A 22,437-nucleotide genomic window follows, 5' to 3' on the forward strand; every position below is an offset into this window, starting at 1 on the left:
CGCCTGCCCGCGGCACAGCCGTGGCCGTACAGTCGATAGCCGAGTGGCCGTATCGGCGGCCGCTCATGCTCACCGACCGGGCATGAGCTCTACAACAGGACGAGCTCCTCGTGACAGAGAGCTCACCGACAGACGACAGGAGACGACGTGGGGACCGTAACGATCGGCGTGTCGATCGCGGTCCCGGAGCCTCACGGCAGCCTGCTCCAGGAGCGGCGCGCGGGCTTCGGCGACGCCGCGGCTCACGGTATCCCCACGCATGTCACGCTCCTGCCGCCGACAGAGGTCGATGCCTCGTTGCTGCCCGCGATCGAGGCGCATCTCGTCGAGGTCGCGGCCGCCGGTCGTCCGTTCCCGATGCGGCTGTCCGGTACGGGTACTTTCCGGCCCCTGTCGCCGGTCGTCTTCGTCCAGGTCGTCGAGGGCGCGGAGGCCTGCGCCTGGTTGCAGAAGCAGGTCCGCGACGCCTCCGGGCCGGTGGCGCGCGAGCTGCAGTTCCCGTACCACCCGCATGTCACGGTCGCGCACGGCATCGACGACGCGTCGATGGACCGCGCCTTCGAGGAACTCGCCGACTACGAGGCCAAGTGGCCCTGCACCGGCTTCGCCCTCTACGAACAGGGCACCGACGGCGTGTGGCGCAAGCTGAGGGACTTCGCCTTCGGGGGCGCGGTGGTGCCGTCCCAGGCGGGTCATGTCGAGCGCGGGTCGATTCCCGCGAGCCACGGCTTGACTCGCCCACAGTCCGCGGACCAGGGCTGATTCGCCGGCCGGTGCGATCTGGAGGCCGATGCGCACGGCGGTACGCGACCAGCGGCCAATGCGTGCGGCAGTGCGCGAGCAGAGGCTGACTGCCCGACAGTGCCCGAGCCGGGGCCTGGTTCGCCGGGAAGGTGACGCGCGGGTCGGTTCGTGGACGCTTTCGGCCCCTACGCGCGCGTGGCCCTTTGCCGGCCCGTACGCGAGCCGAGACCGCGCGCAGGCCGAATGCCGAGGAGTTCGCCAATGTGCCGGCCGGGCACGGCATCCGGCGCGAGGCGCCACTACCAGGTCGGTGCGCCCAGGAGCCCGTTCGCGCGCCTGGCCCGCCGTCGGGGCGAATCCGTCGGGCGGGCCTTCGGCGGCGCTCGGGGCTCCTGAGGGCCGTGGTTGTGTCCCTCGCGCGCACGAAGTCCCGCCTGCGAAGTTCTCGTTGTGCCTGGTTCCGTCGTCGGGGGCGAGGCCGTCGTGGCGTCCTTCGACGGTGGTCGAGGCTTCGGCGTGCTGGTCGCCCCGTACGGCCCTCGGGTCGGTCAGATCGGCAGCTGTCGGAACAGCCCACGCGGCACATGCCGCAGCGCCGACATCACCATCCTGAGGGCGCCCGGGACCCACACCGTCTCCGAGCGGCGTCGCAGACCCAGCTCGATCGCCGTCGCGACCGCCTCCGGGGTGGTCGCGAGGGGCGTTTCCTCCAGGCCGGCGGTCATCTTCGAGCGTACGAACCCGGGGCGTACGACCATGACGTGGACGCCGGTGCCGTGCAGCGCGTCGCCCAGGCCCTGGGCGAAGGCGTCGAGGCCGGCCTTGCTGGAGCCGTAGATGAAGTTGGCGCGGCGGGCCCGTTCGCCGGCGACGGAGGACAGGACGACGAGCGAGCCGTGCCCCTGGGACTGGAGGGCACCGGCGCTGACCAGGCTCGCCGACACGGCGCCCGTGTAGTTGGTCTGCGCGACGCGCACCGCGTTCAGTGGCTCGCGCTCGTCACGCGCCTGGTCGCCGAGGACCCCGAAGGCGAGCAGCACCATGTCGACGTCGCCCTCGGCGAACACCTTGCCGAGCACCGTCTCGTGCGACTCGGGGTCGAGCGCGTCGAAGGCCACGGTGTGCACGTCGGCTCCCAGGGCGCGCAGATCCGCCGCGGACCGCTCCAGGGCGGGCGACGGGCGGCCCGCCAGCCAGACCGTGCGGGTGCGGCGGGCGATCAGGCGGCGTGCGGTGGCCAGCGCGATCTCGGACGTACCGCCGAGGACGAGCAGGGACTGGGGGATGCCGAAGGCGTCCTTCACGACAGCTCCTAGAGAGGGGTGGGTGCTACAGGGCGAGGCGGCGGGCCAGGTCGGACACGAACACCCCGCGCGGGTCGAGCTCCGCGCGCAGCGCGCGGAAGTCGTCCAGGCGCGGGTACATCGCGGCGAGCAGCTCGGGTCGCAGCCGGGAGTCCTTGGCGAGGTAGACACGTCCGCCGGCCGTGGCCACCTGCTCGTCCAGCTCGTCGAGGAGGGCGGCGAGGCCGGGCAGCCCGGCCGGGATGTCCAGGGCCAGCGTCCAGCCGGGGACCGGGAAGGAGAGCCAGCCGGGGTCGGCGTCCCCGAAGCGTTTGAGGACGGCCAGGAACGACGGGCAGCGGTGCTCGCAGATGCGCCGCACGATCCGGCGCAGGGTGTCCTCGTGGCCGTGCCCGACCACGAACTGGTACTGCACGAAGCCGCCCCGGCCGTAGATCCGGTTCCAGTGGGGCACGCCGTCCAGGGGGTGGAAGAAGGTGGAGAGCTTCTGCAGTTCGCCGGTACGCGCGCGTGGCGCTCTGCGGTACCAGAGCTCGTTGAACCAGCCCACGGTACGGCGGCTCAGCAGTCCTTCCGGGAAGAAGGCGGGCGCGGCGGGCAGCCGGGAGGGGCGGAAGGCGAGCGGGTCTCTACGCGCGCGCGTGCCTTCGCGCAGTGCCTCCAGAGGGGCGTGGTCGCCGCGGGTGAGCACCGCGCGCCCCGTGGCCGCGCCGCGCGCCAGCAGGTCGATCCAGGCGACCGAGTAGCGGTAGTGGTCGTCGGCGGCGACGAGCCGTGCCATCAGGTCGTCGAGGTCCCGCGCGCGTTCGGTGTCGACCGACATCATCGAGGTCTCCACGGGCTGGAGCTGGACCGTCGCGGTCAGGATCACGCCGGTCAGGCCCATGCCGCCGGCCGTCGCGTCGAACAGGGGGGTGCCGCGGCGGACCATGCGGATCTCGCCGTCGGCGGTGAGCAGCTCCAGCGACAGGACGTGCCGGGAGAAGGAGCCCGAGACGTGATGGTTCTTGCCGTGGATGTCGGCGCCGATCGCGCCGCCGACCGTGACGTAGCGGGTGCCGGGCGTCACCGGCACGAACCAGCCGAGCGGCAGCAGCACCTCCATCAGCCGGTGCAGGGAGACACCCGCGTCGCACAGCACGGTGCCGCCGTCGGCGTCGATCGCGTGGACGCGGTCCAGGCCCGTCATGTCGAGCACCGCGCCCCCGGCGTTCTGCGCCGCGTCCCCGTACGCCCGCCCCAGGCCCCTCGGGATGCCCCCGCGAGCCCCGCAGCCCCGGACGGCGGCCGCGGCCTCCTCGTACGTCCGTGGACGGATCAGACGGGCGGTGGTGGGGGCGGTACGGCCCCATCCCGTGACGGAGGCCGTGACGGAGACGGTGTCGGCAGGCATGTCGGCGACCGTAGTGCCCTTGTATGAGCGACTAGTTCAGAAACATACCTACTCTCCCCGAAATGGGTGATTAATGGGATGTCGCTCAATATTGCCGTAATTCTGGCGCCGTCGGCGTGAACAGTGAGTCCACATGGACCACCTCGACGACATGGACCACCGAAGCCTTCGGGGCGCGGACCGGCGCATCCTTTCGGCACTCCATGCCCGCGGCCGTGACCCACGCGTCGCCACCGCCGCGCGGGCCCTCTCGTGGGCGGGTGAGCACGGGGCGCTGTGGCTCGCGGCGGGCCTCGCCGGGGCCGCCGTGGACGGTGGCAGACGCGGCGCCTGGTTGCGGGGCGCGGCGCTCACCGCGGGCGCGCACCTCGTCAGCATGGGAGTGAAGAGGATGGTGCGCCGCCCGCGCCCGGCGCATGTCCAGCCCCTCGTGCGCACCGCCGGCCGGCACTCCTTTCCCAGCTCCCACGCGACCTCCGCCGCGGCTGCCGCCGTCGCCTACGGCGCGCTCGGCGCGTACGCGATCCCGCCGCTCGCCGCCGCGATGTGCCTGTCACGCCTGGTCGTCGGCGTGCACTACCCCTCGGACGTGGCGGCGGGCGCGGCCCTGGGGGCGCTCACGGCGTGCGTCGGGGCGGGCTGGATGAGGAGGGGGAGCACCCATGACTGAGACAGCGCCCTTCACCGGCGCCGCGCGCACCAGGGAAGCGGCGCTCCACGGGCAGCGCACGCCCTCGCGGGCCGCACCGCCACCCCGCAAAGGCGCCCTCCGCGCACTTCTGACAGGGCTCATCAGAACCGCTCGCCCCAAGCAGTGGGTCAAGAACGTCCTGGTCGTCGCCGCCCCGGCCGCCGCCGGCCGACTCTTCTCGATCCACGCCCTGACCCAACTCGCGCTGGTCTTCGCCCTCTTCACCGCCTGCGCCGCCGCCGTCTACCTGATCAACGACGCCCGCGACGCCGAGGCGGACCGCGCGCACCCCACCAAGCGTCGCCGGCCGGTCGCCGCCGGACAGGTCCCCGTGCCCGTCGCGTACGCCGTCGGAGGCGCCCTCGCCGTCCTCGCGCCCGCCGCCGCGGCCTGGCTGAGCTCACCCGCCGTCGCGGGCCTGCTGACGGCGTACCTCGGCATGCAACTGGCGTACTGCGTCAGCCTCAAGCACGTCCTGGTCGTCGACCTCGCCGTCGTCACGACCGGGTTCCTGATGCGGGCGGTGGTCGGCGGGCTGGCGCTCGGCATCCCGCTGTCGCGCTGGTTCCTGATCACGACCGGGTTCGGGGCGCTGTTCATGGTGTCGGCCAAGCGCTACTCCGAAGCCGTGCAGATGGCCGGGAAAGCGGGCGCCACGCGCGCGTTGCTCACCGAGTACACCACGGGATACCTGCGCTTCGTCTGGCAGTTGGCGGCCGGGGTCGCCGTCCTCGGGTACTGCCTGTGGGCACTTGAGGAGGGCGGCGGCCCGCACACCGGGGTGCTGCCCTGGCGCCAGCTGTCCGTGGTCGCCTTCATCCTCGCGATCCTGCGCTACGCCGTCTTCGCCGACCGCGGCACGGCGGGCGAACCCGAGGAGGTCGTCCTGCGCGACCGCGCACTCGCCGTCATCGGGGTGGTGTGGCTGGCGATGTACGGGCTGGCGGTGGCCAATTGGTGAGCACACGCGCGTGGGGCGACCGACGGGGATCCCCTCGTCGGCGTCTCCTCACCGGCCCGAAGGCCAGCCGCCGCGAACTCCTCGGCTTCGCCGCCGTCGGCCTCCTCGCCTACGCCGTCGACCTGGCCCTCTTCACCTGCCTGCGCGGCCCCGCGGCCCTCGACCCCCTCACCGCCAAGACGCTCTCCTTCGTGGCCGGCTGCACCGTCGCCTACGGCGGGAACGCCCTCGGCACCTACCGGCACACCCGGCCCAGGGGCCTGCGCCCTTACGCCGTCTTCTTCGCGGTGAACTCCGCCGGAGCGGTCGTACAGCTGCTGTGCCTCACCGTGAGCCACTACGGTCTCGGCCTCACCTCCCAGCGCGCGGACACCGTCTCCGGGGCGGGAATCGGCATGGCGCTGGCTACGGTGCTGCGGTTTTGGGGCACACGGACATTGGTCTTCCGGACGGAGGGCAGAGTCGGATCATGGACTGGCTGAAGAAGCTCCCCGGCATCGGGCCGTTGTTCACACGGCTGACGACCACGCACGCGTGGCGCTCCTACGAGCGCATGGACCGCGTGAAGTGGACACGGCTGGCCGCCGCGATGACGTTCACCAGCTTCGTCGCGCTTTTCCCGCTGCTGACCGTGTCCGCCGCGGTGGCCGCCGCGACGCTCAGCCAGGAGCAGCAGGACAAGCTGGAGGACAAGCTCGCCGACCAGGTCCCCGGCATCTCCGAGCAGCTCGACATCGACGGGCTGGTCCAGAACGCAGGCACGGTCGGTCTCATCGCCGGCGCCGTCCTGCTGTTCACCGGCATCAGCTGGGTCGGCTCCATGCGCGAGTGCCTGCGCGCGGTGTGGGAGCTGCCCGACGACGAGGAGAACCCCGTTCTGCGCAAGGTCAAGGACGCGGGCGTCCTGGTCGGCCTCGGCGGCGCGCTGCTCGTGACCATCCTGGCCTCGACCGTCGCCTCCGCCACGATCGGCTGGACCACCCGGCAGCTCGGCATCGACGAGGGCGGCTGGGGCGGGGTCCTGCTGCGCATCGCCGCGTTCCTCGTCGCCGTGCTCGCCGGCTTCCTGGTCCTGCTGTACGTGCTGACCCTGCTGCCCGGCGTCGAACCGCCGCGCCGCAGGCTGATGGTGGCCGCGCTGACCGGCGCGATCGGATTCGAGCTGCTGAAGCTGCTGCTGAGCGGCTATATGCAGGGCGTGGCGGCCAAGAGCATGTACGGCGCGTTCGGTGTGCCGGTCGCCCTGCTGCTGTGGATCAACTTCACCTCGAAACTGGTGGTGTTCTGCGCCGCCTGGACGGCGACGCAGAGCAAGGAGGTCGAACTCGCCGACGCCCCGCAAGACCCGGGTGAGGCCGGGGATCCCGAAGTCAGGAACGGTTCCGACGGCGCACCAGGTCGGGCAGCGGCCACCGGCGGTTGATCAGGAACGCGCCCGCCGCGAGCAGTACCAGCAGCCCGCCGGTGATCCCGAGCGCCACCCCGATGCCGCTCGAACCGCTCGCGGCCGAGGCACCCACCGCGGGCTTCGACGACCCGTCGGCGTTCCCGGCGCCGCCGGCCTCCCCGGCGTCGTTCGCACCGGGCTGCGCGCTGGCCTGCGCCGCGCTCCTCGGCGGCACGAGTTCACCCACCGGCCGCACCTTGCCGGCCGCCTTGAAGCCCCAGTCGAGGAGTTTCGCGGTCTCCTTGTAGACCTCGTTGTGCTCGACCTTCTCCGGGTTCATGACCGTGACGAGCAGCACCTTGCCGTTCCGCTCGGCCACGCCCGTGAAGGTGGCGCCGGCGTTCGTGGTGTTGCCGTTCTTGACGCCCGCGATGCCCTGGTAGACGGGGAGGTCGCTGTCGCCGGCCAGCAGCCGGTTGGTGTTCTGGATCTCGAAGGACTCGCGGACCGACTTGCCCTTCTTGTTCTTCTTCGTCTCGCCGGGGAACTTGGCGCTGACGGTCGAGCAGTACTCGCGGAAGTCCTTCTTCTGCAGCCCGGAGCGGGCGATCAGGGTGAGGTCGTACGCCGAGGAGACCTGCCCCGGGGCGTCGTAACCGTCGGGGGACACCGCGTGCGTGTCGAGGGCCTGCAGCTCCTCGGCGTGCTCGTTCATCTCCTCGACGGTGTTCTTGATCCCGCCGTTCATCTTCGACAGGACGTGCACGGCGTCGTTGCCGGAGCGCAGGAAGACCCCGAGCCACAGGTCGTGGACGGTGTACGTCTCGCCTTCCTTTATCCCGACCATGCTGGAGCCGGAGCCGATGTCCGCCAGGTCGGACGGGACGACCTTGTGCGTCATGGTCTTCGGGAACTTCGGCAGGACCGTGTCGGCGAACAGCATCTTCATGGTGCTCGCGGGCGCCAGCCGCCAGTGCGCGTTGTGCGCGGCGAGCACGTCGCCCGACTCGGCGTCGGCGACGACCCAGGAGCGGGCGCTGAGGTCCTTGGGCAGGACCGGGACGCCGCTCGCGAGATTCACCTGCGTGCCGGGCCGGCCCAGCCGCTCGCCGCCCACGGTCGACATGTTCGCCGGGGGAGTGGCCGACGGGCTCGTACCCGGTGACGGTGTGGGCGCCGCGTGGGAGACGGGCGCGGTCAGCGCGAGGGACGACAGGACGGCGGAAGTGACCAGCAGGGATCGCCTGGCGGTCTTCTTGGGTGCGGGCACGACCGAGAACGTACATGCCGCTGCCATGGAAGTCCCGCTTCCGGCCCCACCCCGCACGAGGAACCGGACACGTGATGGTGATACTGAACGTATGAAGCTCAGCCGCCCCGTCTCCTGGTTCCTGCTCGCCTTCGGGGTGTGGAGCTGGGTCATCTGGGTCACTTTCGTCAAAAACCTGATCAAGGACAGCAGCGGACTCGCGTTCGAGGACGGTCACCCGACGGCGTACTTCTGGGTGCACCTGCTGCTCGCCGTCGTCTCCTTCGTATTGGGGACGGTCATCGGGGTCATCGGGTTGCGTGGACTGCGCGCGCTGCGCCGCACGTCATAGGAACTCGGCCAGGGCCCGGGACGTTCACTCAGCACGCAACGGAAAGGGAACGTCGGCGTGGTCATCGTCTTCGCGCTCGTAGCACTGCTCGTGCTGTCCGCCCTGGTGGCGGGCAACTGGCTGGTGTGGCGGCGCCTGTTCCGCGACACGACCCGCGCTCCCGGGTTCGTGCGCCGCGCGGGCGCGGTGGTGATCGCCGGCGGATGGGCGCTGACGATCGGAGCCTTGGTCGCCGAACGCGCGGGCGCGCCCTTCTGGCTCCAACAGGTCCTGGCCTGGCCGGGCTTCCTGTGGCTGGCCCTGTCGATATACCTGCTGCTGGGCGTGCTGGCGGGTGAAGTCGTACGGCCGTTGCTGCGACGGTGGGTCGAGCGGCGGGCGCGCGCCGGGGAAGCCGTACGCGAGAGAGCCGTACCCGGGGAAGCCGTACCCGAGGAAGCCGTACGCGAGGAAGCGGTACCCGAGGAAGCCGTACCCGAGCCGGTGCCGGCGGGAGTGACGGCAGCCACGTCACCCGCCACGACGCCCACCACCGAGCCGGCCGACCACCGGACGCTTCCGGCGATCACGGCCGACCCGTCCTCCGCGCTCACGGCCGCCCCGGACTCCACCGACCCGTCCCGCCCCCTGGCCGCCCCCACCCGTCGCCTCTTCGTCTCCCGAGTGGTCGCCGGTGCCGCCGCCGCGGCCGCCGTCGGCACCGTCGGGTACGGCACGTACGGCGTTCTGAGCGGCCCGAAGGTGAAGCGGGTCACCGTCCCGCTGGCCAAGCTCCCACGCGCGGCGCACGGTTACCGGATCGCGGTCGTCAGCGACATCCACCTGGGCCCCGTCCTGGGCCGCGGCTTCGCCCAGAAGGTCGTCGACACGATCAACGGCACCCAGCCCGACCTCATCGCGGTCGTCGGCGACCTCGTGGACGGCAGCGTGAAGGACCTCGGCCCGGCGGCCGCACCGCTCGCCGGCCTGCGGGCCCGGCACGGGGCGTTCTTCGTCACCGGCAACCACGAGTACTTCTCGGGGGCCGAGCAGTGGGTCGAGGAGGTGCGCCGCCTGGGCATGCGCCCCTTGGAGAACGCCCGCACCGAACTTCCCCACTTCGACCTGGCCGGCGTCAACGACGTCGCGGGCGAGAGCGAGGGCCATGGCCCCGACTTCGCCGAGGCGCTGGGCGACCGGGACACGGCACGCGCGTGCGTGCTCCTCGCCCACCAGCCGGTGCAGATCCACGACGCCGTCGAGCACGGAGTCGACCTCCAGCTCTCCGGGCACACCCACGGCGGCCAGCTCTGGCCCGGCAACCTCATCGCGGGCCTGGCGAACCCGACCGTGGCCGGCCTGGAGCGCTACGGCGACACGCAGCTGTACGTCAGCCGGGGCGCGGGCGCCTGGGGCCCGCCCACGCGCGTGGGAGCGCCGTCGGACATCACCGTGATCGAGCTGGCGTCCCGTCAGGCCTGACGGACACGACGCGCCCGACGGCCGGGACAGGCCCGACGGCCACGACGACCGCGTGGGCAGCCGGTGAAACCTGCCGGAAACGCCCGTAGGTAAGTTCTTTCCCATGTCCCCAAAATCCTCTTCCCCCAGGTGAAAAACGTGTGATTAGGTGTGCGCGCCACTTATGGGGAGTGGCGCGAATTCACTGCTTATGCGGGGGCCCGTCAAGGGCCGGGGAGAGGGCACACCCATGCGTACGGTTCGCATGCGGATTCTCGCGACGCTGCTCGTGCTGGCGGCCGTGGGAGTGGGCGGCTGGCAGCTGTTGCCGTCACAGCAGGGCCAGGACAGGACCATCACGGTCGGCACGACGGACGCCATCACGTCGCTCGACCCGGCCGGCGCCTATGACGCCGGCTCCTGGGCGCTGTTCAGCAACGTCTTCCAGTCGTTGCTGACCTTCGAGCCGGGCGGTGTCACGCCCGTGCCGGACGCGGCGCGAAGCTGCGGCTTCGTCGGCGGCGAACTGCGCACCTACCGCTGCGAACTGCGCGAGGGGCTCACCTTCCCGAGCGGGCGCGCCATGACCGCCGAAGACGTCAAGTACTCCTTCGACCGCGTCAAGCGGATCAAGTCGGACGTCGGCCCGTCCTCCGTGCTGGACACGCTCGGCTCGGTGAACGCGAGCGGCCGTACGGTCACCTTCCATCTGTCGTCGCCCGACGCCACGTTCCCGCTCAAGGTGGCCACCGGAGCCGGCGCCATCGTCGACGGCGAGAAGTATCCGGCCGACAAGCTGCGCAGCGGCGACGCTGTCGACGGCACCGGCCCGTACACCCTGACCGCGTTCACGAAGGACACGAAGGCCGTCCTCACCCCCAACACGCACTACAAGGGCGCCCTCAAGGACACCGGCCGCCCCGTCGAGCTGCGCTACTACGCGGACGCGGACGCCCTCGACAAGGCATGGAAGGCGAAGCGGATCGACGTCGCCACCCGCACGCTGCCGCCCGAGGTCCTCGCCGGCCTGAACACCGCCGACCCGGGCCAGCGCGTCTCCGAGGCCGACAGCTCAGAGATCCGCAACCTGTACTTCAACACCCGCAAGGGGACGCCGCTGCACGACGTCCGGGTCCGGCAGGCCATGGCCTGGCTGATCGACCGCGAACGGCTCGCGGCCACGGTGTACAAGGGGACCGTCGACCCGCTCTTCTCGCTGATCCCGACCGGCATCACCGGCCACACCACGTCGTTCTTCGACACCTACCCCAAGCTCGACCCCGCCAAGGCGCGCGCCCTGCTCACCGAGGCCGGCGTGAGCCTGCCCGTCCGCTTCACCTACGGCTACGCCGCCGGCCGAGGCGCCGGAGCCGCGGAAGCCGCCGAGATCAAACGGCAACTGGAGTCGAGCGGCCTGTTCAAGGTGACGGTCAAGGGCTACGAGTGGACCGACTTCCAAAAGCGCTGGGCGAGCGGCGAGCTCGACGCGTACGCCGTCGGCTGGGTCGCCGACTTCCCCGACCCGGACACCTACGGCGGCCCGCTCGTCGGCTCCAACGGCACCATGAACACCGGCTACAGCGACAAGGCCGTCGACCGGCTGATCACGGCCAGCCAGCGGTTCGCCGACCGCAGCGAGGCCACGCGGGACTTCCGCTCGCTGCAGGAGACGATCGCCCGTGACGTCCCGGTCATCCCGCTGTGGCAGGCGAAGGAGTACGTGGTCACCAGTGAGGACGTCGGCGGCGGCCAGTACCTGTCGGACGGCACGGGCGTCTTCCGGCTCTGGCGCCTCAACTGGATCTGAGGCCCGCGCACAGGGTCGCGGTGACCGCCGGCCCCTCACGCGGCGCCGGGCCGCTGGTGTACGACGTGGAGCCGGCCGAGGGGGAAGCGGACGCCGTCAACTGACCGTCGTCGGCCCAGGCCGACCGGTCAGCGCCGTGGGAGGTCTCAGGGGCGCTCGTCCTCGACGGGCGCCCTGTCGCCCTTCCCCGGGTCCGGCATGGCCTTCGTCATCCCCGGCAGGAAGTCCGTGAACAGCTCGTGCACCTCGCGTACGAGAGGCCGCAGCACCCGGAACCGCGCCAGTGACACGCCCCGCGCGGTCAGCCGGGCCCCGCGCTCGGCGAGCCGGTAGCTGCGCTCGCGCCCCTCGGTGCGGTCGAAGATCCAGTACAGGACGAGCCCCATCTGGGCGAGCCACATCAGCTCCGGCAGCACGTCCCGGAGTTCGTCCGGCACCTTGGTCCTGGTCGCGCCCGCCAGTACCTGCCGGTGGATGCTGATGGCCTCCACGCGCGCGTGCTCCGACTCGGGGGAGAAGGGGCTGAGCGGGCTGTCGGGATCGGCGGCGTTCTTGAAGAACTGCACGGCGAACTCGTGGTACGGCGTCGCGATGTCCAGCCACACCTTCAGGACGCCCGCGAGCCGCGCCTCCAGGTCCGTCTCACGGGCCAGGACCTCCCGGACCGCCGCCTGGTGCTCGGCGGCGATCCGGTCGTAGAAGCCCTGGATCAGATGTTCCTTGCCCGCGAAGTAGTAGTACGCGTTGCCGACGGAGACCCCGGCCTCCTGGGCGATCGCCCGCATCGTCGTCTTGTCGTAGCCCCGTTCCTGGAACAGCCGCATGGCGGTCTCCAGGATGAGCGCACGGGTCTGCTCGGACTTGCTGGGCGCGTCGCCCTGTTCAGGGCTGTCGTTCTTCGAGGGCACGGAAAGAGAGCCTAACGAGTGCCGTTTCGGCCGACTGTCAGGAGGCCTGCGCCGTCTGGTACAGGTTCTGGGCGTCGGCGCCGAAGTACGGGCCGTACATCCGGTTCGGCAGGAAGTTGTACTTGAAGCTGTTCACCGAGGACAGCAGGCCGGTGCCCGTGGACTCGTTGAACTGCGTGAACCAGGGGCCGCCGCTGGAGCCGCCGGTCATGTTGCAGTTCATGCCGTGGTCGTCGGACAGCAGGAAGTCGCGGTTGGTGGTGCCGCTGCAGTAGATGAACTTCTCGCCGTCGTAAGGGGCGGCGGCCGGGAAGCCGAACGCGTACATGCGCTGGTTGTAGCCGGTGTTGAAGGCCAGTCCCTGACCGCCGACGACGTCCGTCAGCTTCTTGCCGTCCAGCGGCGCCACGACCGCCGCGCCGATGTCGTAGTTGATGTCCTCGCTCGCCGTCCACTGCGGTGTGGACAGGGTCTTCGTCGCGGTCCAGCGGCCGTGGGGGGCCTGTCCGTCGTGGTAGCCGGGCACGAAGACCCAGTTGGTGTGCCAGGCGCCCTCCAGCTTCACGCAGTGACCCGCCGTGATCACGGTGCTCTTGTTGGCGCTGGTGACGGCGTTGCCGGAGCAGGACGCCGTGCGTCCCTGGTAGGTGAAGAACACCCGGCCCGCCGTGGACACGACCGCGCCGCCGCCGGTCCACTGGCTGCCGCTGTTGGGAAAGGCCATCAGCCCGATGTCGGCGACGGCCTTGCCGAGCGCCTTGACCGGGGCGCTGGGCGCGACGGTGGTCGCCCGGCCCTTGAGGGGCGCCGGGGCGTTGTCGTGGTGGCCGTTGACGGTCACCAGGTCGAGCGGGGTCGCCGCGCGCATCCGGTCCGCGGTCCAGAAGTCGCGGGCCTTCTGCTGCGCGCCGGCCGAGACGGAGCTGACGGCGGTCGTGGTGTCGGGACTCGGCGCGGCGCTCGCGGGTGTGGCGAGGGCACCGGCGGTGAGCAGCGCGGTGGCGCCGACCAGGGCGCCGAGGAACGGGCGGGGTATGCGGGTGACGGTGGGGATGCCTCTCACGCGTACTCCTTCTGCGATGGGGGGCCCGGGCGACCGGGTGGGCCGCCCGGCTGACAGACAGTCGGTGCGAGTGCGGAGTGGAGAACCGTGAGGCAGCGTCCCAACCCGAGCCCCGTTTTGGAAGGGCGCATGCCAAAACGAGGTCTGAAAACGGGTCGTTTCAGGGCGAGTTGCTGCTCTCGGCTTCGACCTCACCGCGTGACGCAGCCACCGCTGTCGCACCCCCGCGGGGTGTATGTCCAGCCCTGGCCCGGGTCGTACGACCACCCGTCCGAGCGCCGATAGACGCCCCCGCCCCACTGTCCCCCGCCCCACTGTCCCCCGCCCTGCGGTGCCCCACCCCGCTGCGCCCCGCGCCACTTGGCGGCGGCGAGGACGGCTCCCTTGGCGAACCGGGCCCCTGACGGAGTGCTGAGGCGATGGGCGAGCGGCCGGTGCTCGCGCAGGGCCCACAGGGTGACGATCCAGGCGGCGGGGCCCCGGTAGACCTGCCCGGCGTCACCGACGACGGTGATCTCGTCGAGCGTGGCGTCGTGGTCGAGATCGGGGTGGCGCCGCCGCGCCTCGTCGGACGCGGCCGGCACCAGTTCCAGCGGCACCAACTGCGGCTGCCGTACGAGCCAGTCGCGCACGAAGGCGCACAGGGAGCACCCGGCGTCATAGAGCACGGTCAGCCGGCGGACCGGAGCGGCGGGCCCGGAGCTCGAGGCGCCGGGCCCGCCGCCCGCGACGGCGTCGTCCGTCACGTCGGCCACCGCTCACGCCCCGGCCGACGGAGCGACCCAGCCCTGCGGTGCGACCGGCGGCACCTGCTCACGCTCCATCACTCCGCGCCGCCGGATCTTGTTGAGCACGTAGACGTTGCCCAGGTGCATCACGCCGAGCACGAGCAGCACCACGCCCAGCTTGGTCGACAGGGCCTCGAAGATGCCGCGCGTGTCGAGGACGGTGTCGTCGTCGCTCAGGTACAGGGCGACGAAGCCGAGGTTGACGAGGTAGAAGCCGACCACCAGAAGGTGGTTCACGGCGTCCGCGAGCTTCTCGTTCCCGCGCAGCACGTCGGCGAGGAAGATCCGGCCGTTGCGGCTGAGCGTGCGGGCCACCCAGACCGTCAGGGCGATGCTGACGACCAGGTAGATGACGTAGGCGATGACCGTGCGGTCCATTGCCCCCACCCTTCTTGAACGCGTTCAAAACGCTGACGAGGAAGACTCTAGACGCGCCTTTGAACGTGTTCAACTCGATAGGGTGAGGTCTCCGTCACGCCTCCGTCACGCCTGCGTCCCTCCTCCGTCAGGAGTTCGCGCAAGGCGCTGTCACGGCCGGCGCCCGAGCTCCGGCCGCTTGGAGTAGTCCGTGAACCCGATGACGTTCCCCCAGGGGTCGGCGATTTCGACGGTCCAGCCGGTGGCCCCGGAGAAGGGTTCGTCGAGCGGCGCGATGCCGACGCCGTGCAACACCCGCGCCGCCTCCCGTGCGTCCGGCACCTCCAGCCAGACACGGGGGGAGAGCCACGGAGGTGGTCGATGCCCCAGGGTCTCCTCGTGCCGCAGCAGAACGCCCGGCGTCTCGCCCCCGACCTTCAGCAGCGCGATGCCGGCCTCGTCGAGCCGGAACCCGACCGCGAACCCGGCGCGCTCGTAGAACCGGACGGCCTCACCCAGGTCGCCGACCGGCAGCAGTACGTTGTCGAACCCGAGCAGTTCGTACGACTCGTCATCTGACATGGCGTCAGAATAAGGGGATGATCGCCCGCAGCCCGTGATTGTCGGTGTCGGCGGCCCGAGCGTGTGCGTGCCGGCTCGTACAGTCGTCGGTGTTCCAGGAGTCAGGCTCCGCAGCCGCCCATCCTTCGGGTGCTCACCGCGATGTCGTCCAGCCGGACGTCGTACGACGACGGTGTCGGGTCGGCCTGGTAGAGCTGCCAGCCCAGCTTCAGCCTGTCGAAGGCCGGGAAGACGAAGGGGTCCGACGTGCCGCCGTGGTGGTGCGTGGAGACCGTCAGGTCGGGCTGCTCGATGCCCTGGCCGCCCAAGGGGCGGACGAGTGTGGGGGAGTCCTGGCCGGACGCCTCGGCGATCGTCCAGTGGGCCCAGTAGCTGTTGCCGGGGCCGGTCAGGTCGGGGAGGACCAGGAAGGCGCGGCCGTTGCCCTGGGTGCGGATGCGCAGTTCACGGCCGTGGCCGGTGGAGCCGGGGGCGACGGTCAGGGTGCCGTCGGAGGCGTCGGTGGTCCAGCCGGTGAGCAATGGGCCTGGGAGTCACAGGAGTCGGAGGAGAGAGGGCTGGTTTGCCGTCCAACTCTGGCTCGATCGGGCCGTTGCGGATCAGTCGTTCGGGCGAGGCTCGCCGGCCTTGAGGAGCTGGGCCACGTCCAGGGTGACCTTGCCGCCGACGGATTCAGGGAGTGTGACCAGCTCGCCGGCGGTGTGGATGTGATGGGTGGCGTAGCTGTCCCGGACCGGGTCCGTCAGGACGTGAAGGCGCTGATGCCGACGGTCGATGATGACGTAGACGGGGATCTTGGCCTTGGCGTAGGAGGCGAGCTTGGCCCGCAAGTCCGTCTTCCAGTTGCTGGAGGTGACCTCCATGACGAGCCGGAAGCAGGCCGGGTCGTAGCAGCTGTTCTCCACCAGGTGATCGCGGTAGTCGTCGTCGACCACCGACAGGTCGGGGATCACATAGTCCTCGGGCCCGGTCGGCAGCCAGAGACCGATACCCGGCAGTGGCCGCACCAGGCCGAGCTGCAGGAAGGGGGCCGCGAAGAGCATCAGGGCTTCGGAGTGCGGGCCGTCCGGTGCTGGACTCAAGAGAAGCTGTCCTCCGATGATCTCGACGCGGCGGCCTGGAAGACGCTCCATGATGAGGTTCGCCTCCGCGATCAACGGACGGTCGGCGTGCGGCCGCTCGACAGCTGCTGCGGACATCAGGTGCCTCCTGTGGGCTGGCGTCGAGAGCATCATCGTAGGACGGACCATGCCTGCGGGTCCTTCGCAGCCACGTTCACCCGATGGTGTGGCATATGCCAGAGGGCCCCGCCTCCACCGGAGACGGGGCCCTCACGGACGTACGGCGAACGACCTCAGAAGCGGCGCGTGATCAGCGCCTTCTTCACCTCGGCGATCGCCTTCGTGACCTCGATACCGCGCGGGCAGGCGTCCGTGCAGTTGAAGGTCGTGCGGCAGCGCCAGACGCCGTCCTTGTCGTTGAGGATCTCCAGGCGCTGCTCGCCGGCCTCGTCACGCGAGTCGAAGATGAAGCGGTGCGCGTTGACGATGGCCGCCGGGCCGAAGTACTGGCCGTCGTTCCAGAAGACCGGGCAGGAGGACGTGCAGGCGGCGCAGAGGATGCACTTCGTGGTGTCGTCGAAGCGCTCACGGTCCTCCGCCGACTGAAGGCGTTCCCGCGTGGGCTCGTTGGTGTCCTTCGTGATGAGGAAGGGCATGACGTCCCGGTACGCCTGGAAGAACGGCTCCATGTCCACGACCAGGTCCTTCAGGACCGTCAGGCCCTTGATGGGCTCGACCGTGATCGGCTTCTCGGGGTTGATGTCCTTGATGAGGGTCTTGCAGGCAAGGCGGTTCCTGCCGTTGATCCTCATCGCGTCCGAGCCGCAGATGCCGTGCGCGCAGGAGCGGCGGAAGGTCAGCGTGCCGTCCAGGTCCCACTTGATCTTGTGGAGGCCGTCGAGGACGCGCTCCTTCGGGTCGATCTCCAGCTGGAAGTCTTCCCAGGTCGCCTCGGCCGAGATCTCCGGGTTGAAGCGGCGGACCCGGAAGGTGACCGTGATGTAGGGGGACGCGGCGGACTCCGCCTCCACCTTGTCCATAACGGGGGTAGCCATCAGTACTTACGCTCCATCGGCTGGTAGCGGGTCTGGACGACCGGCTTGTAGTCGAGACGGACGGTTTCGGTTCCGTCGGCGCCGACCTCGCGGTACGCCATGGTGTGGCGCATGAAGTTGACGTCGTCGCGGTTCGGGTAGTCCTCGCGGTAGTGACCGCCGCGGGACTCCTTGCGGGCCAGCGCGGAGACCGCCATGACCTCGGCCAGGTCGAGCAGGTTGCCGAGCTCGATGGCCTCCAGCAGGTCCGTGTTGAACCGCTTGCCCTTGTCCTGGATCGCGACGTTCTTGTAGCGCTCGCGGAGCTCCGCGATCTTCTCCACCGCCGTCTTGATCGTCTGCTCCGTACGGAACACCATGACGTTCGCGTCCATGGTCTCCTGGAGTTCCTTGCGGAGGGTCGACACGCGCTCGGTGCCGGTGGAGCCGCGCAGCCGCTCCACCTGGTCGACCACGAGCTGCGCCGGGTTCTCCGGCAGCTCGACGAAGTCCGCCGTCTGGGAGTACTCGGCCGCGGCGATGCCGGCCCGCTTGCCGAAGACGTTGATGTCCAGGAGCGAGTTGGTGCCGAGGCGGTTGGCGCCGTGCACCGACACACAGGCGACCTCGCCGGCCGCGTACAGGCCGGGGACGACGGTGGTGTTGTCGGCCAGGACCTCACCCTCGACGTTGGTCGGGATGCCGCCCATCGCGTAGTGGGCCGTGGGCTGGATCGGGATCGGGTCCGTGTACGGCTCGATGCCGAGGTACGTCCGCGCGAACTCCGTGATGTCGGGCAGCTTGGCGTCCAGCTGCTCCGGCGGGAGGTGGGTGAGGTCCAGGTAGACGTGGTCGCCCTCGGGACCGCAGCCACGGCCCTCGCGGATCTCCGTGTAGATCGAGCGGGAGACGACGTCACGGGAGGCGAGGTCCTTCATGACCGGCGCGTACTTCTCCATGAAGCGCTCGCCGTCCTTGTTGCGGAGGATGCCGCCCTCACCACGGGCGCCCTCCGTCAGCAGGATGCCCATGCGCCAGATGCCGGTCGGGTGGAACTGGAAGAACTCCATGTCCTCCAGCGGGATGCCCCGGCGGTAGACCGCCGCCTGGCCGTCACCGGTCAGCGTGTGCGCGTTCGACGTCACCTTGAAGAACTTGCCGCAGCCGCCGGAGGCGTAGATCACGGCCTTCGCCTGGAAGACGTGGATCTCGCCGGTCGCGAGCTCGTACGCCACGACACCGGCCGACTTCTTGACGCCGTCGACCTCGGTGATCAGCTGGTCCAGGACGTAGAACTCGTTGAAGAACTCCACGCCGTGCTTGACGCAGTTCTGGTACAGGGTCTGGAGGATCATGTGGCCGGTGCGGTCCGCGGCGTAGCAGGACCGGCGGACCGGGGCCTCGCCGTGGTTGCGGCTGTGACCGCCGAAGCGGCGCTGGTCGATGGTGCCGTTCGGGGTCCGGTTGAACGGCAGGCCCATCTTCTCCAGGTCGAGGACGGAGTCGATGGCCTCCTTCGCCAGGATCTCGGCGGCGTCCTGGTCGACCAGGTAGTCACCGCCCTTGACCGTGTCGAAGGTGTGCCACTCCCAGTTGTCCTCCTCCACGTTGGCCAGCGCGGCGGCCATGCCGCCCTGCGCGGCGCCCGTGTGGGAGCGGGTGGGGTAGAGCTTGGTCAGCACGGCGGTGCGGCTGCGCTTCGTGGACTCGATGGCCGCGCGCATACCGGCGCCACCGGCGCCGACGATGACGGTGTCGTACTTGTGGATCTTCATGATTCTCGCAGCCCCGTGCCTAGCGGATGTTCGGGTCGAAGGTGAAGATCACCAGCGTGCCCAGCAGGATGGTGAACACCGTGGCGGTGTAGAGCAGGCCCTTGAGCCACAGCCGGGTGTTCGCGCGCTCCGCGTAGTCGTTGATGACCGTGCGCAGGCCGTTGGCGCCGTGCAGCATGGCGAGCCACAGCATCAGCAGGTCCCAGACCTGCCAGAACGGGGACGCCCAGCGGCCCGCCACGAAGGCGAAGCCGATCTTGGAGACGCCGCCGTCCAGCACGAGCTGGATCAGCAGGTGGCCGATGACCAGGACCACCAGGACGACGCCGGACAGGCGCATGAACAGCCAGGCGGCCATCTCGAAGTTGCCCCGCGTGGACTTCGGGGTCTTCTTGGTGCGCTTGCGCGGGGCCTCGATGAACGGGGCGGGGTTGTCGACGTTGTAGACCGAGCCGCCCTCGACGGGGCCGATCCCGGACGCGGTCTTGTCAGTGATGGACATGCGCGTCAGCTCCCGAACACTTCACGAGCGGCGTGACCGAGGACGGGGTAGATCGCCCCGAGCATCAGCACGACCCACAGACCGACGACGGACCAGAGCATCTGCTTCTGGTAGCGCGGGCCCTTGGACCAGAAGTCGACAGCGATGACACGAAGGCCATTGAGCGCGTGGAAGAGGATGGCGGCGACGAGGCCGTACTCCAGCAGCGCGACGATCGGTGTCTTGTACGTGGCCACGACCCTGTCGTAGTCCTCGGGAGAGACACGGACGAGAGCGGTGTCCAGCACGTGAACGAACAGGAAGAAGAAAATGAGGACGCCGGTGACTCGGTGAGCCACCCAGGACCACATTCCTTCCCGGCCGCGGTACAGCGTTCCAGCCGGCACGGAAGTTCCTCCGGGAGCGGGGATTGGGGCCGCGCCGGCTTGTGCTGTCGGTCGGGCCCGGCCGGGTACGGTCCACCGGCCCCCAGCATCGTAGCGATGTGCTGCCGCCGGGCTGAGCCGGGGTCTGGCGGTGTGATCAAACTGGCACGCGGATGGGGTATTCGCGGCTGATGGGGTGGAACGGCCGGCTATCTGCCGGGTACGGCGTCGTCGGGGCTGGTCGCGCGGTTCCCCGCAGCCCTCAGGTGCCTCAGCAGTCTGCCCCTTGCGAGGCGCCGGAGTTCCTCCGCCGTCAGGACCCGTTCGTCGTCGGGATCGTTCGCCAATCGAGACCGGATCGCTTGCAGTACGTGGTCCAGGGCCTCGTTCGGCGACAGGTCGTCCAGGCAGATGATGAACGCATGCCCGAATTTCGCCTCGTATGCGGCGTTCGCGGCATTGAGTGCCGTATGGGCCGCTCCGTACGCACCCTCCGGCAGTACCGGCAACGTTTCTCCTGCCAGTGCCTCCGCCAGGTCCCTCGGAGCCAGGTCGTACGCGGCCTCGTCCGATGCGGCCAGGAGGGCGTCCAGGTCCGGGTAAGGGCGGTGATCCGCGAGGCGGGCTGCCCAGCGGGGACTGCGCAGGCAGGCGAGGAGGGTCTGCTCGATCTCGTCGGCGGGCGCCGTGTTGAAGGACTCCAGCGTGCTGGGAGACGGTGGAGTGCGAGTCTGCTCGGGGAGCGACGGTATGGCTACTCGGCCAGGAAGGTGTGTGGGCGTCACGTGGGTTTCGGCAGGGGATTCTGGGAGAGGAGTGGCGCCACGCTATCGAGTGTGGACGTGGTGTGTCCGACGGATGCCCGAATTTCAGTCGAACGGGAGAGTTTCGGAACGTGTGGTGGACGCCCATGGTGATCACAGGGCCTAGGTTGGCGCCGTGAGCCAGCACAAGCACAGGCGCCGGGAACCGGCGATGAGGGCGCTGAAGCAGACGTGGGTGCTGATCGTCGCGGTGGTCGTCGTGACGGTCGCGGCCGGGGTGAGCCTCGGGCTCCTTGCCGCGGGCGACGACGGCGGGCAGGCCGCGTCGGAGCAGCGGGGGTCCGCGCCGGGCACGTCCGAGGCCGATTCGCCCTCCGCCCGCAAGCAGCCGGCCGCCCCGACTCCGACGCCCAGCCGGTCGTACCCGCTGTCGAAGGCTCCCCGGACCATCCCCGCCGTCGACTCCCACACCGCGGCCCGCGGGCCCGGCTGGCGTCCCGCGCGCGGGGAGCGCGTCGTGGTGGGCGACGCCGCGCTCGCCGACGAGGGGCGGCTCCTCGCCGGCGAGCTGGGCCTGACGTACGCCGGTGAGAAGGACGACGTGCGTGCCGGGGACGTACGGCTGGCGCTGAACGACGACGAGGGCGCGAACCCGGAGTCGTACACCCTGACCGTGCGCGGCGGGCGCGTGACCATCAGCGCCCCGGCGCAGGCGGGGGTCTTCTACGGGACCCGGACGCTGAAGCAGGAGGTGCACGGTGGCGGTACGGCGCCGGAGGGCGTCGTGCGCGACGCGCCGGACAAGCCGGTGCGCGGGTTCATGCTCGACATCGCCCGCAAGCACTTCACCGCGGACTGGATCGAGGACCGGGTGCGGGAGCTGGGCGACCTGAAGTTCAACCAGCTCGGGCTGCACTTCTCCGACGACCAGGGGTTCCGTGTCGAGTCCGACTCGCATCCCGAGGTCGTGTCGAAACAGCACCTGACCAAGGCCCAGGTCAAGGAGATCGTCGACCTGGCGGCCGCCCGGCACATCACCGTCGTGCCCGAGATCGACTCGCCCGGGCATCTCGGGGCGGTCATCGCCGCGCACCCCGAGCTGCAGTTGCGGAACGTGTCCGGCATCGCCACGCGCGGGGCGATCGACATCTCCAACCCCGAGTCGGCGCGGATCGTCGACGATCTGCTCAACGAGTACGCCGACCTCTTCCCCGGCGGCCAGTGGCATCTCGGCGGCGACGAGTACCAGGCGCTGACCGTGTCCGACCCACAGGTGACCTACCCGCAGCTCGCCGCCGCCGCGCGCGAGGTCTACGGCCCCTCGGGGACCGTCGCCGACCTGACCACCAAGTGGCTCAACGACCGCGCCGCCACCGTCCGCGCCCATGGCCGCACGCCGCGGGCCTGGAACGACGGGTTCTTCCGGGACACCTCCGTCGAGCCGGCCAAGGACATCCAGGTGGCGTACTGGACCGGCAAGGAGATCGGCGCGCGGGTGCCGGGGGAGTACCTGCGCGCGGGGCGCGAGCTGATCAACTACAACGACGAGTTCCTCTACTACGTGCTCGGGCAGCCGCAGACCTTCGTCTATCCGACGGGTGAGCGGATCTACGAGCAGTGGACGCCACGGGTCGTGCGGGGGACGACGGCCGTGCCGGCCGCGTACGACGACCAGATCCTGGGCGGGTCCTTCGCGGTCTGGTGCGATCTCGCGGACTCGCAGACGCAGGCCCAGGTCGCGGCCGGGATCCGGATGCCGTTGCGGGCGACGGTGCAGAAACTGTGGGACGAGGGGCGGCCGGAGTTGTCCTGGGCGCAGTTCAGGGCGCTCGCGGACCGGCTCGGCTGAGCCCGGATCGGCCCATACGGCTGCGAACCCCCGCGGGTGTGTGGTGTATTCGGCCCGAGCC

The 22,437-nt window shown here is 70.3% G+C and carries 24 protein-coding genes; 9 read left to right on the forward strand and 15 right to left on the reverse strand.

Going from position 1 to position 22,437, the window contains the following annotated elements:
- The first annotated feature begins 147 nt into the window (after positions 1-147).
- Positions 148-762, forward strand: a complete 615-nt coding sequence (locus ABZ078_RS28475; RefSeq protein WP_356579824.1) for a 2'-5' RNA ligase family protein — start codon at positions 148-150, stop codon at positions 760-762.
- Positions 763-1,292: 530 nt separating this feature from the next.
- Here ABZ078_RS28475 and ABZ078_RS28480 read toward each other — a convergent pair.
- Both ABZ078_RS28480 and ABZ078_RS28485 read right to left on the reverse strand, forming a co-directional pair.
- Positions 1,293-2,048, reverse strand: coding sequence for a decaprenylphospho-beta-D-erythro-pentofuranosid-2-ulose 2-reductase (locus ABZ078_RS28480; RefSeq protein ID WP_356579826.1), 756 nt, complete (start codon positions 2,046-2,048; stop codon positions 1,293-1,295).
- Positions 2,049-2,073: 25 nt separating this feature from the next.
- Positions 2,074-3,441: an FAD-binding oxidoreductase gene (locus tag ABZ078_RS28485; protein WP_356579828.1), complete on the reverse strand. Its 1,368-nt coding sequence runs from the start codon at positions 3,439-3,441 to the stop codon at positions 2,074-2,076.
- 133 nt (positions 3,442-3,574) lie between these two features.
- Here ABZ078_RS28485 and ABZ078_RS28490 point away from each other — a divergent pair, with 133 nt between their 5' ends.
- Genes ABZ078_RS28490 through ABZ078_RS28505 form a run of 4 tightly spaced genes read left to right on the forward strand, consistent with a single transcriptional unit; the run spans position 3,575 to position 6,516 of the window.
- Positions 3,575-4,111, forward strand: coding sequence for a phosphatase PAP2 family protein (locus ABZ078_RS28490; protein WP_356579830.1), 537 nt, complete (start codon positions 3,575-3,577; stop codon positions 4,109-4,111).
- Positions 4,104-5,093, forward strand: a complete 990-nt coding sequence (locus ABZ078_RS28495) for a decaprenyl-phosphate phosphoribosyltransferase (protein WP_356579832.1) — start codon at positions 4,104-4,106, stop codon at positions 5,091-5,093. Before ABZ078_RS28490 ends, ABZ078_RS28495 begins: the two co-directional genes overlap by 8 nt.
- On the forward strand, positions 5,090-5,575 hold the full coding sequence (locus ABZ078_RS28500; protein ID WP_356579834.1) for a GtrA family protein: 486 nt from the start codon (positions 5,090-5,092) through the stop codon (positions 5,573-5,575). The genes ABZ078_RS28495 and ABZ078_RS28500 overlap by 4 nt, the downstream gene beginning before the upstream one ends.
- A complete protein-coding gene (locus ABZ078_RS28505; protein ID WP_356579836.1) occupies positions 5,563-6,516 on the forward strand; it encodes a YihY/virulence factor BrkB family protein in 954 nt (317 codons plus the stop codon). Before ABZ078_RS28500 ends, ABZ078_RS28505 begins: the two co-directional genes overlap by 13 nt.
- On the opposite strand, the gene ABZ078_RS28510 is transcribed toward ABZ078_RS28505, so the two are convergent.
- A complete protein-coding gene (locus tag ABZ078_RS28510; protein ID WP_356579838.1) occupies positions 6,464-7,750 on the reverse strand; it encodes a D-alanyl-D-alanine carboxypeptidase in 1,287 nt (428 codons plus the stop codon). The two genes, ABZ078_RS28505 and ABZ078_RS28510, sit on opposite strands and share 53 nt — an antisense overlap.
- 91 nt (positions 7,751-7,841) lie before the next feature.
- On the opposite strand from ABZ078_RS28510, the gene ABZ078_RS28515 reads away from it, so the two are divergent.
- The 3 genes from ABZ078_RS28515 to ABZ078_RS28525 all read left to right on the forward strand — a co-directional run bounded on the left by ABZ078_RS28515 (position 7,842) and on the right by ABZ078_RS28525 (position 11,328).
- Positions 7,842-8,081: a hypothetical protein gene (locus tag ABZ078_RS28515; protein WP_356579840.1), complete on the forward strand. Its 240-nt coding sequence runs from the start codon at positions 7,842-7,844 to the stop codon at positions 8,079-8,081.
- Positions 8,082-8,138: 57 nt separating this feature from the next.
- Positions 8,139-9,542 (forward strand): metallophosphoesterase, encoded by a 1,404-nt coding sequence (locus tag ABZ078_RS28520; protein ID WP_356579842.1) that lies wholly within the window; start codon positions 8,139-8,141, stop codon positions 9,540-9,542.
- Between the two features lie 229 nt (positions 9,543-9,771).
- Positions 9,772-11,328: an ABC transporter substrate-binding protein gene (locus tag ABZ078_RS28525; RefSeq protein ID WP_356579843.1), complete on the forward strand. Its 1,557-nt coding sequence runs from the start codon at positions 9,772-9,774 to the stop codon at positions 11,326-11,328.
- 146 nt (positions 11,329-11,474) lie between these two features.
- Here the strand turns inward: ABZ078_RS28525 and ABZ078_RS28530 are convergent, their stop codons facing one another.
- The 12 genes from ABZ078_RS28530 to ABZ078_RS28585 form a co-directional block, all read right to left on the reverse strand.
- Complete coding sequence (locus ABZ078_RS28530) at positions 11,475-12,236, reverse strand: TetR family transcriptional regulator (RefSeq protein WP_356579845.1); 762 nt, start codon at positions 12,234-12,236, stop codon at positions 11,475-11,477.
- A gap of 37 nt (positions 12,237-12,273) precedes the next feature.
- Entirely contained in the window at positions 12,274-13,290 is a 1,017-nt protein-coding gene (locus ABZ078_RS28535; RefSeq protein WP_356579881.1) for a peptidase, read from the reverse strand.
- Positions 13,291-13,490: 200 nt separating this feature from the next.
- The gene (locus tag ABZ078_RS28540; protein ID WP_356579847.1) at positions 13,491-14,045 is read right to left on the reverse strand and encodes a DCC1-like thiol-disulfide oxidoreductase family protein; all 555 of its coding nucleotides are present in this window, start codon (positions 14,043-14,045) and stop codon (positions 13,491-13,493) included.
- 12 nt (positions 14,046-14,057) lie between these two features.
- Positions 14,058-14,465, reverse strand: a complete 408-nt coding sequence (locus ABZ078_RS28545) for a hypothetical protein (protein ID WP_356579849.1) — start codon at positions 14,463-14,465, stop codon at positions 14,058-14,060.
- Between the two features lie 150 nt (positions 14,466-14,615).
- The gene (locus tag ABZ078_RS28550; RefSeq protein WP_356579851.1) at positions 14,616-15,026 is read right to left on the reverse strand and encodes a VOC family protein; all 411 of its coding nucleotides are present in this window, start codon (positions 15,024-15,026) and stop codon (positions 14,616-14,618) included.
- 101 nt (positions 15,027-15,127) lie between these two features.
- Positions 15,128-15,547, reverse strand: coding sequence for a hypothetical protein (locus ABZ078_RS28555; RefSeq protein WP_356579853.1), 420 nt, complete (start codon positions 15,545-15,547; stop codon positions 15,128-15,130).
- Positions 15,548-15,625: 78 nt separating this feature from the next.
- Positions 15,626-16,225 (reverse strand): Uma2 family endonuclease, encoded by a 600-nt coding sequence (locus tag ABZ078_RS28560; RefSeq protein ID WP_356579855.1) that lies wholly within the window; start codon positions 16,223-16,225, stop codon positions 15,626-15,628.
- A gap of 155 nt (positions 16,226-16,380) precedes the next feature.
- On the reverse strand, positions 16,381-17,142 hold the full coding sequence (locus tag ABZ078_RS28565; RefSeq protein WP_356579856.1) for a succinate dehydrogenase iron-sulfur subunit: 762 nt from the start codon (positions 17,140-17,142) through the stop codon (positions 16,381-16,383).
- Positions 17,142-18,896 (reverse strand): succinate dehydrogenase flavoprotein subunit, encoded by a 1,755-nt coding sequence (gene sdhA / locus ABZ078_RS28570; protein WP_356579858.1) that lies wholly within the window; start codon positions 18,894-18,896, stop codon positions 17,142-17,144. The genes ABZ078_RS28565 and sdhA overlap by 1 nt, the downstream gene beginning before the upstream one ends.
- A gap of 19 nt (positions 18,897-18,915) precedes the next feature.
- Positions 18,916-19,398 carry a succinate dehydrogenase hydrophobic membrane anchor subunit gene (locus tag ABZ078_RS28575; RefSeq protein ID WP_356579860.1) on the reverse strand — a complete coding sequence of 161 codons (483 nt, stop codon included), beginning with the start codon at positions 19,396-19,398 and terminating at the stop codon, positions 18,916-18,918.
- A 5-nt stretch (positions 19,399-19,403) separates the two neighbouring features.
- Complete coding sequence (gene sdhC, locus ABZ078_RS28580) at positions 19,404-19,784, reverse strand: succinate dehydrogenase, cytochrome b556 subunit (protein ID WP_356579862.1); 381 nt, start codon at positions 19,782-19,784, stop codon at positions 19,404-19,406.
- Between the two features lie 188 nt (positions 19,785-19,972).
- Positions 19,973-20,548 (reverse strand): 2-oxo-4-hydroxy-4-carboxy-5-ureidoimidazoline decarboxylase, encoded by a 576-nt coding sequence (locus tag ABZ078_RS28585; RefSeq protein WP_356579863.1) that lies wholly within the window; start codon positions 20,546-20,548, stop codon positions 19,973-19,975.
- Positions 20,549-20,738: 190 nt separating this feature from the next.
- Between ABZ078_RS28585 and ABZ078_RS28590 the strand changes: the two genes are divergently transcribed.
- Complete coding sequence (locus ABZ078_RS28590; RefSeq protein ID WP_356579883.1) at positions 20,739-22,376, forward strand: glycoside hydrolase family 20 protein; 1,638 nt, start codon at positions 20,739-20,741, stop codon at positions 22,374-22,376.
- Positions 22,377-22,437 lie beyond the last annotated feature (61 nt).

The organism is Streptomyces sp. NPDC006385, assembly GCF_040612485.1.
In the GTDB taxonomy this organism is placed as follows: Bacteria; Actinomycetota; Actinomycetes; order Streptomycetales; family Streptomycetaceae; genus Streptomyces.

Excerpts from the sequence above, each read along its gene's own strand:
- ABZ078_RS28550 (WP_356579851.1), bottom strand. The coding sequence starts at position 15,026 with ATGTCAGATGACGAGTCGTACGAACTGCTCGGGTTCGACAACGTACTG.
- ABZ078_RS28490 (WP_356579830.1), top strand. The coding sequence starts at position 3,575 with ATGGACCACCTCGACGACATGGACCACCGAAGCCTTCGGGGCGCGGAC.
- ABZ078_RS28515 (WP_356579840.1), top strand. The coding sequence starts at position 7,842 with ATGAAGCTCAGCCGCCCCGTCTCCTGGTTCCTGCTCGCCTTCGGGGTG.
- sdhA (WP_356579858.1), bottom strand. The coding sequence starts at position 18,896 with ATGAAGATCCACAAGTACGACACCGTCATCGTCGGCGCCGGTGGCGCC.
- ABZ078_RS28545 (WP_356579849.1), bottom strand. The coding sequence starts at position 14,465 with ATGGACCGCACGGTCATCGCCTACGTCATCTACCTGGTCGTCAGCATC.
- ABZ078_RS28505 (WP_356579836.1), top strand. The coding sequence starts at position 5,563 with ATGGACTGGCTGAAGAAGCTCCCCGGCATCGGGCCGTTGTTCACACGG.
- ABZ078_RS28575 (WP_356579860.1), bottom strand. The coding sequence starts at position 19,398 with ATGTCCATCACTGACAAGACCGCGTCCGGGATCGGCCCCGTCGAGGGC.
- ABZ078_RS28590 (WP_356579883.1), top strand. The coding sequence starts at position 20,739 with ATGAGGGCGCTGAAGCAGACGTGGGTGCTGATCGTCGCGGTGGTCGTC.
- ABZ078_RS28485 (WP_356579828.1), bottom strand. The coding sequence starts at position 3,441 with ATGCCTGCCGACACCGTCTCCGTCACGGCCTCCGTCACGGGATGGGGC.
- ABZ078_RS28525 (WP_356579843.1), top strand. The coding sequence starts at position 9,772 with ATGCGTACGGTTCGCATGCGGATTCTCGCGACGCTGCTCGTGCTGGCG.
- ABZ078_RS28560 (WP_356579855.1), bottom strand. The coding sequence starts at position 16,225 with ATGTCCGCAGCAGCTGTCGAGCGGCCGCACGCCGACCGTCCGTTGATC.
- ABZ078_RS28495 (WP_356579832.1), top strand. The coding sequence starts at position 4,104 with ATGACTGAGACAGCGCCCTTCACCGGCGCCGCGCGCACCAGGGAAGCG.
- ABZ078_RS28565 (WP_356579856.1), bottom strand. The coding sequence starts at position 17,142 with ATGGCTACCCCCGTTATGGACAAGGTGGAGGCGGAGTCCGCCGCGTCC.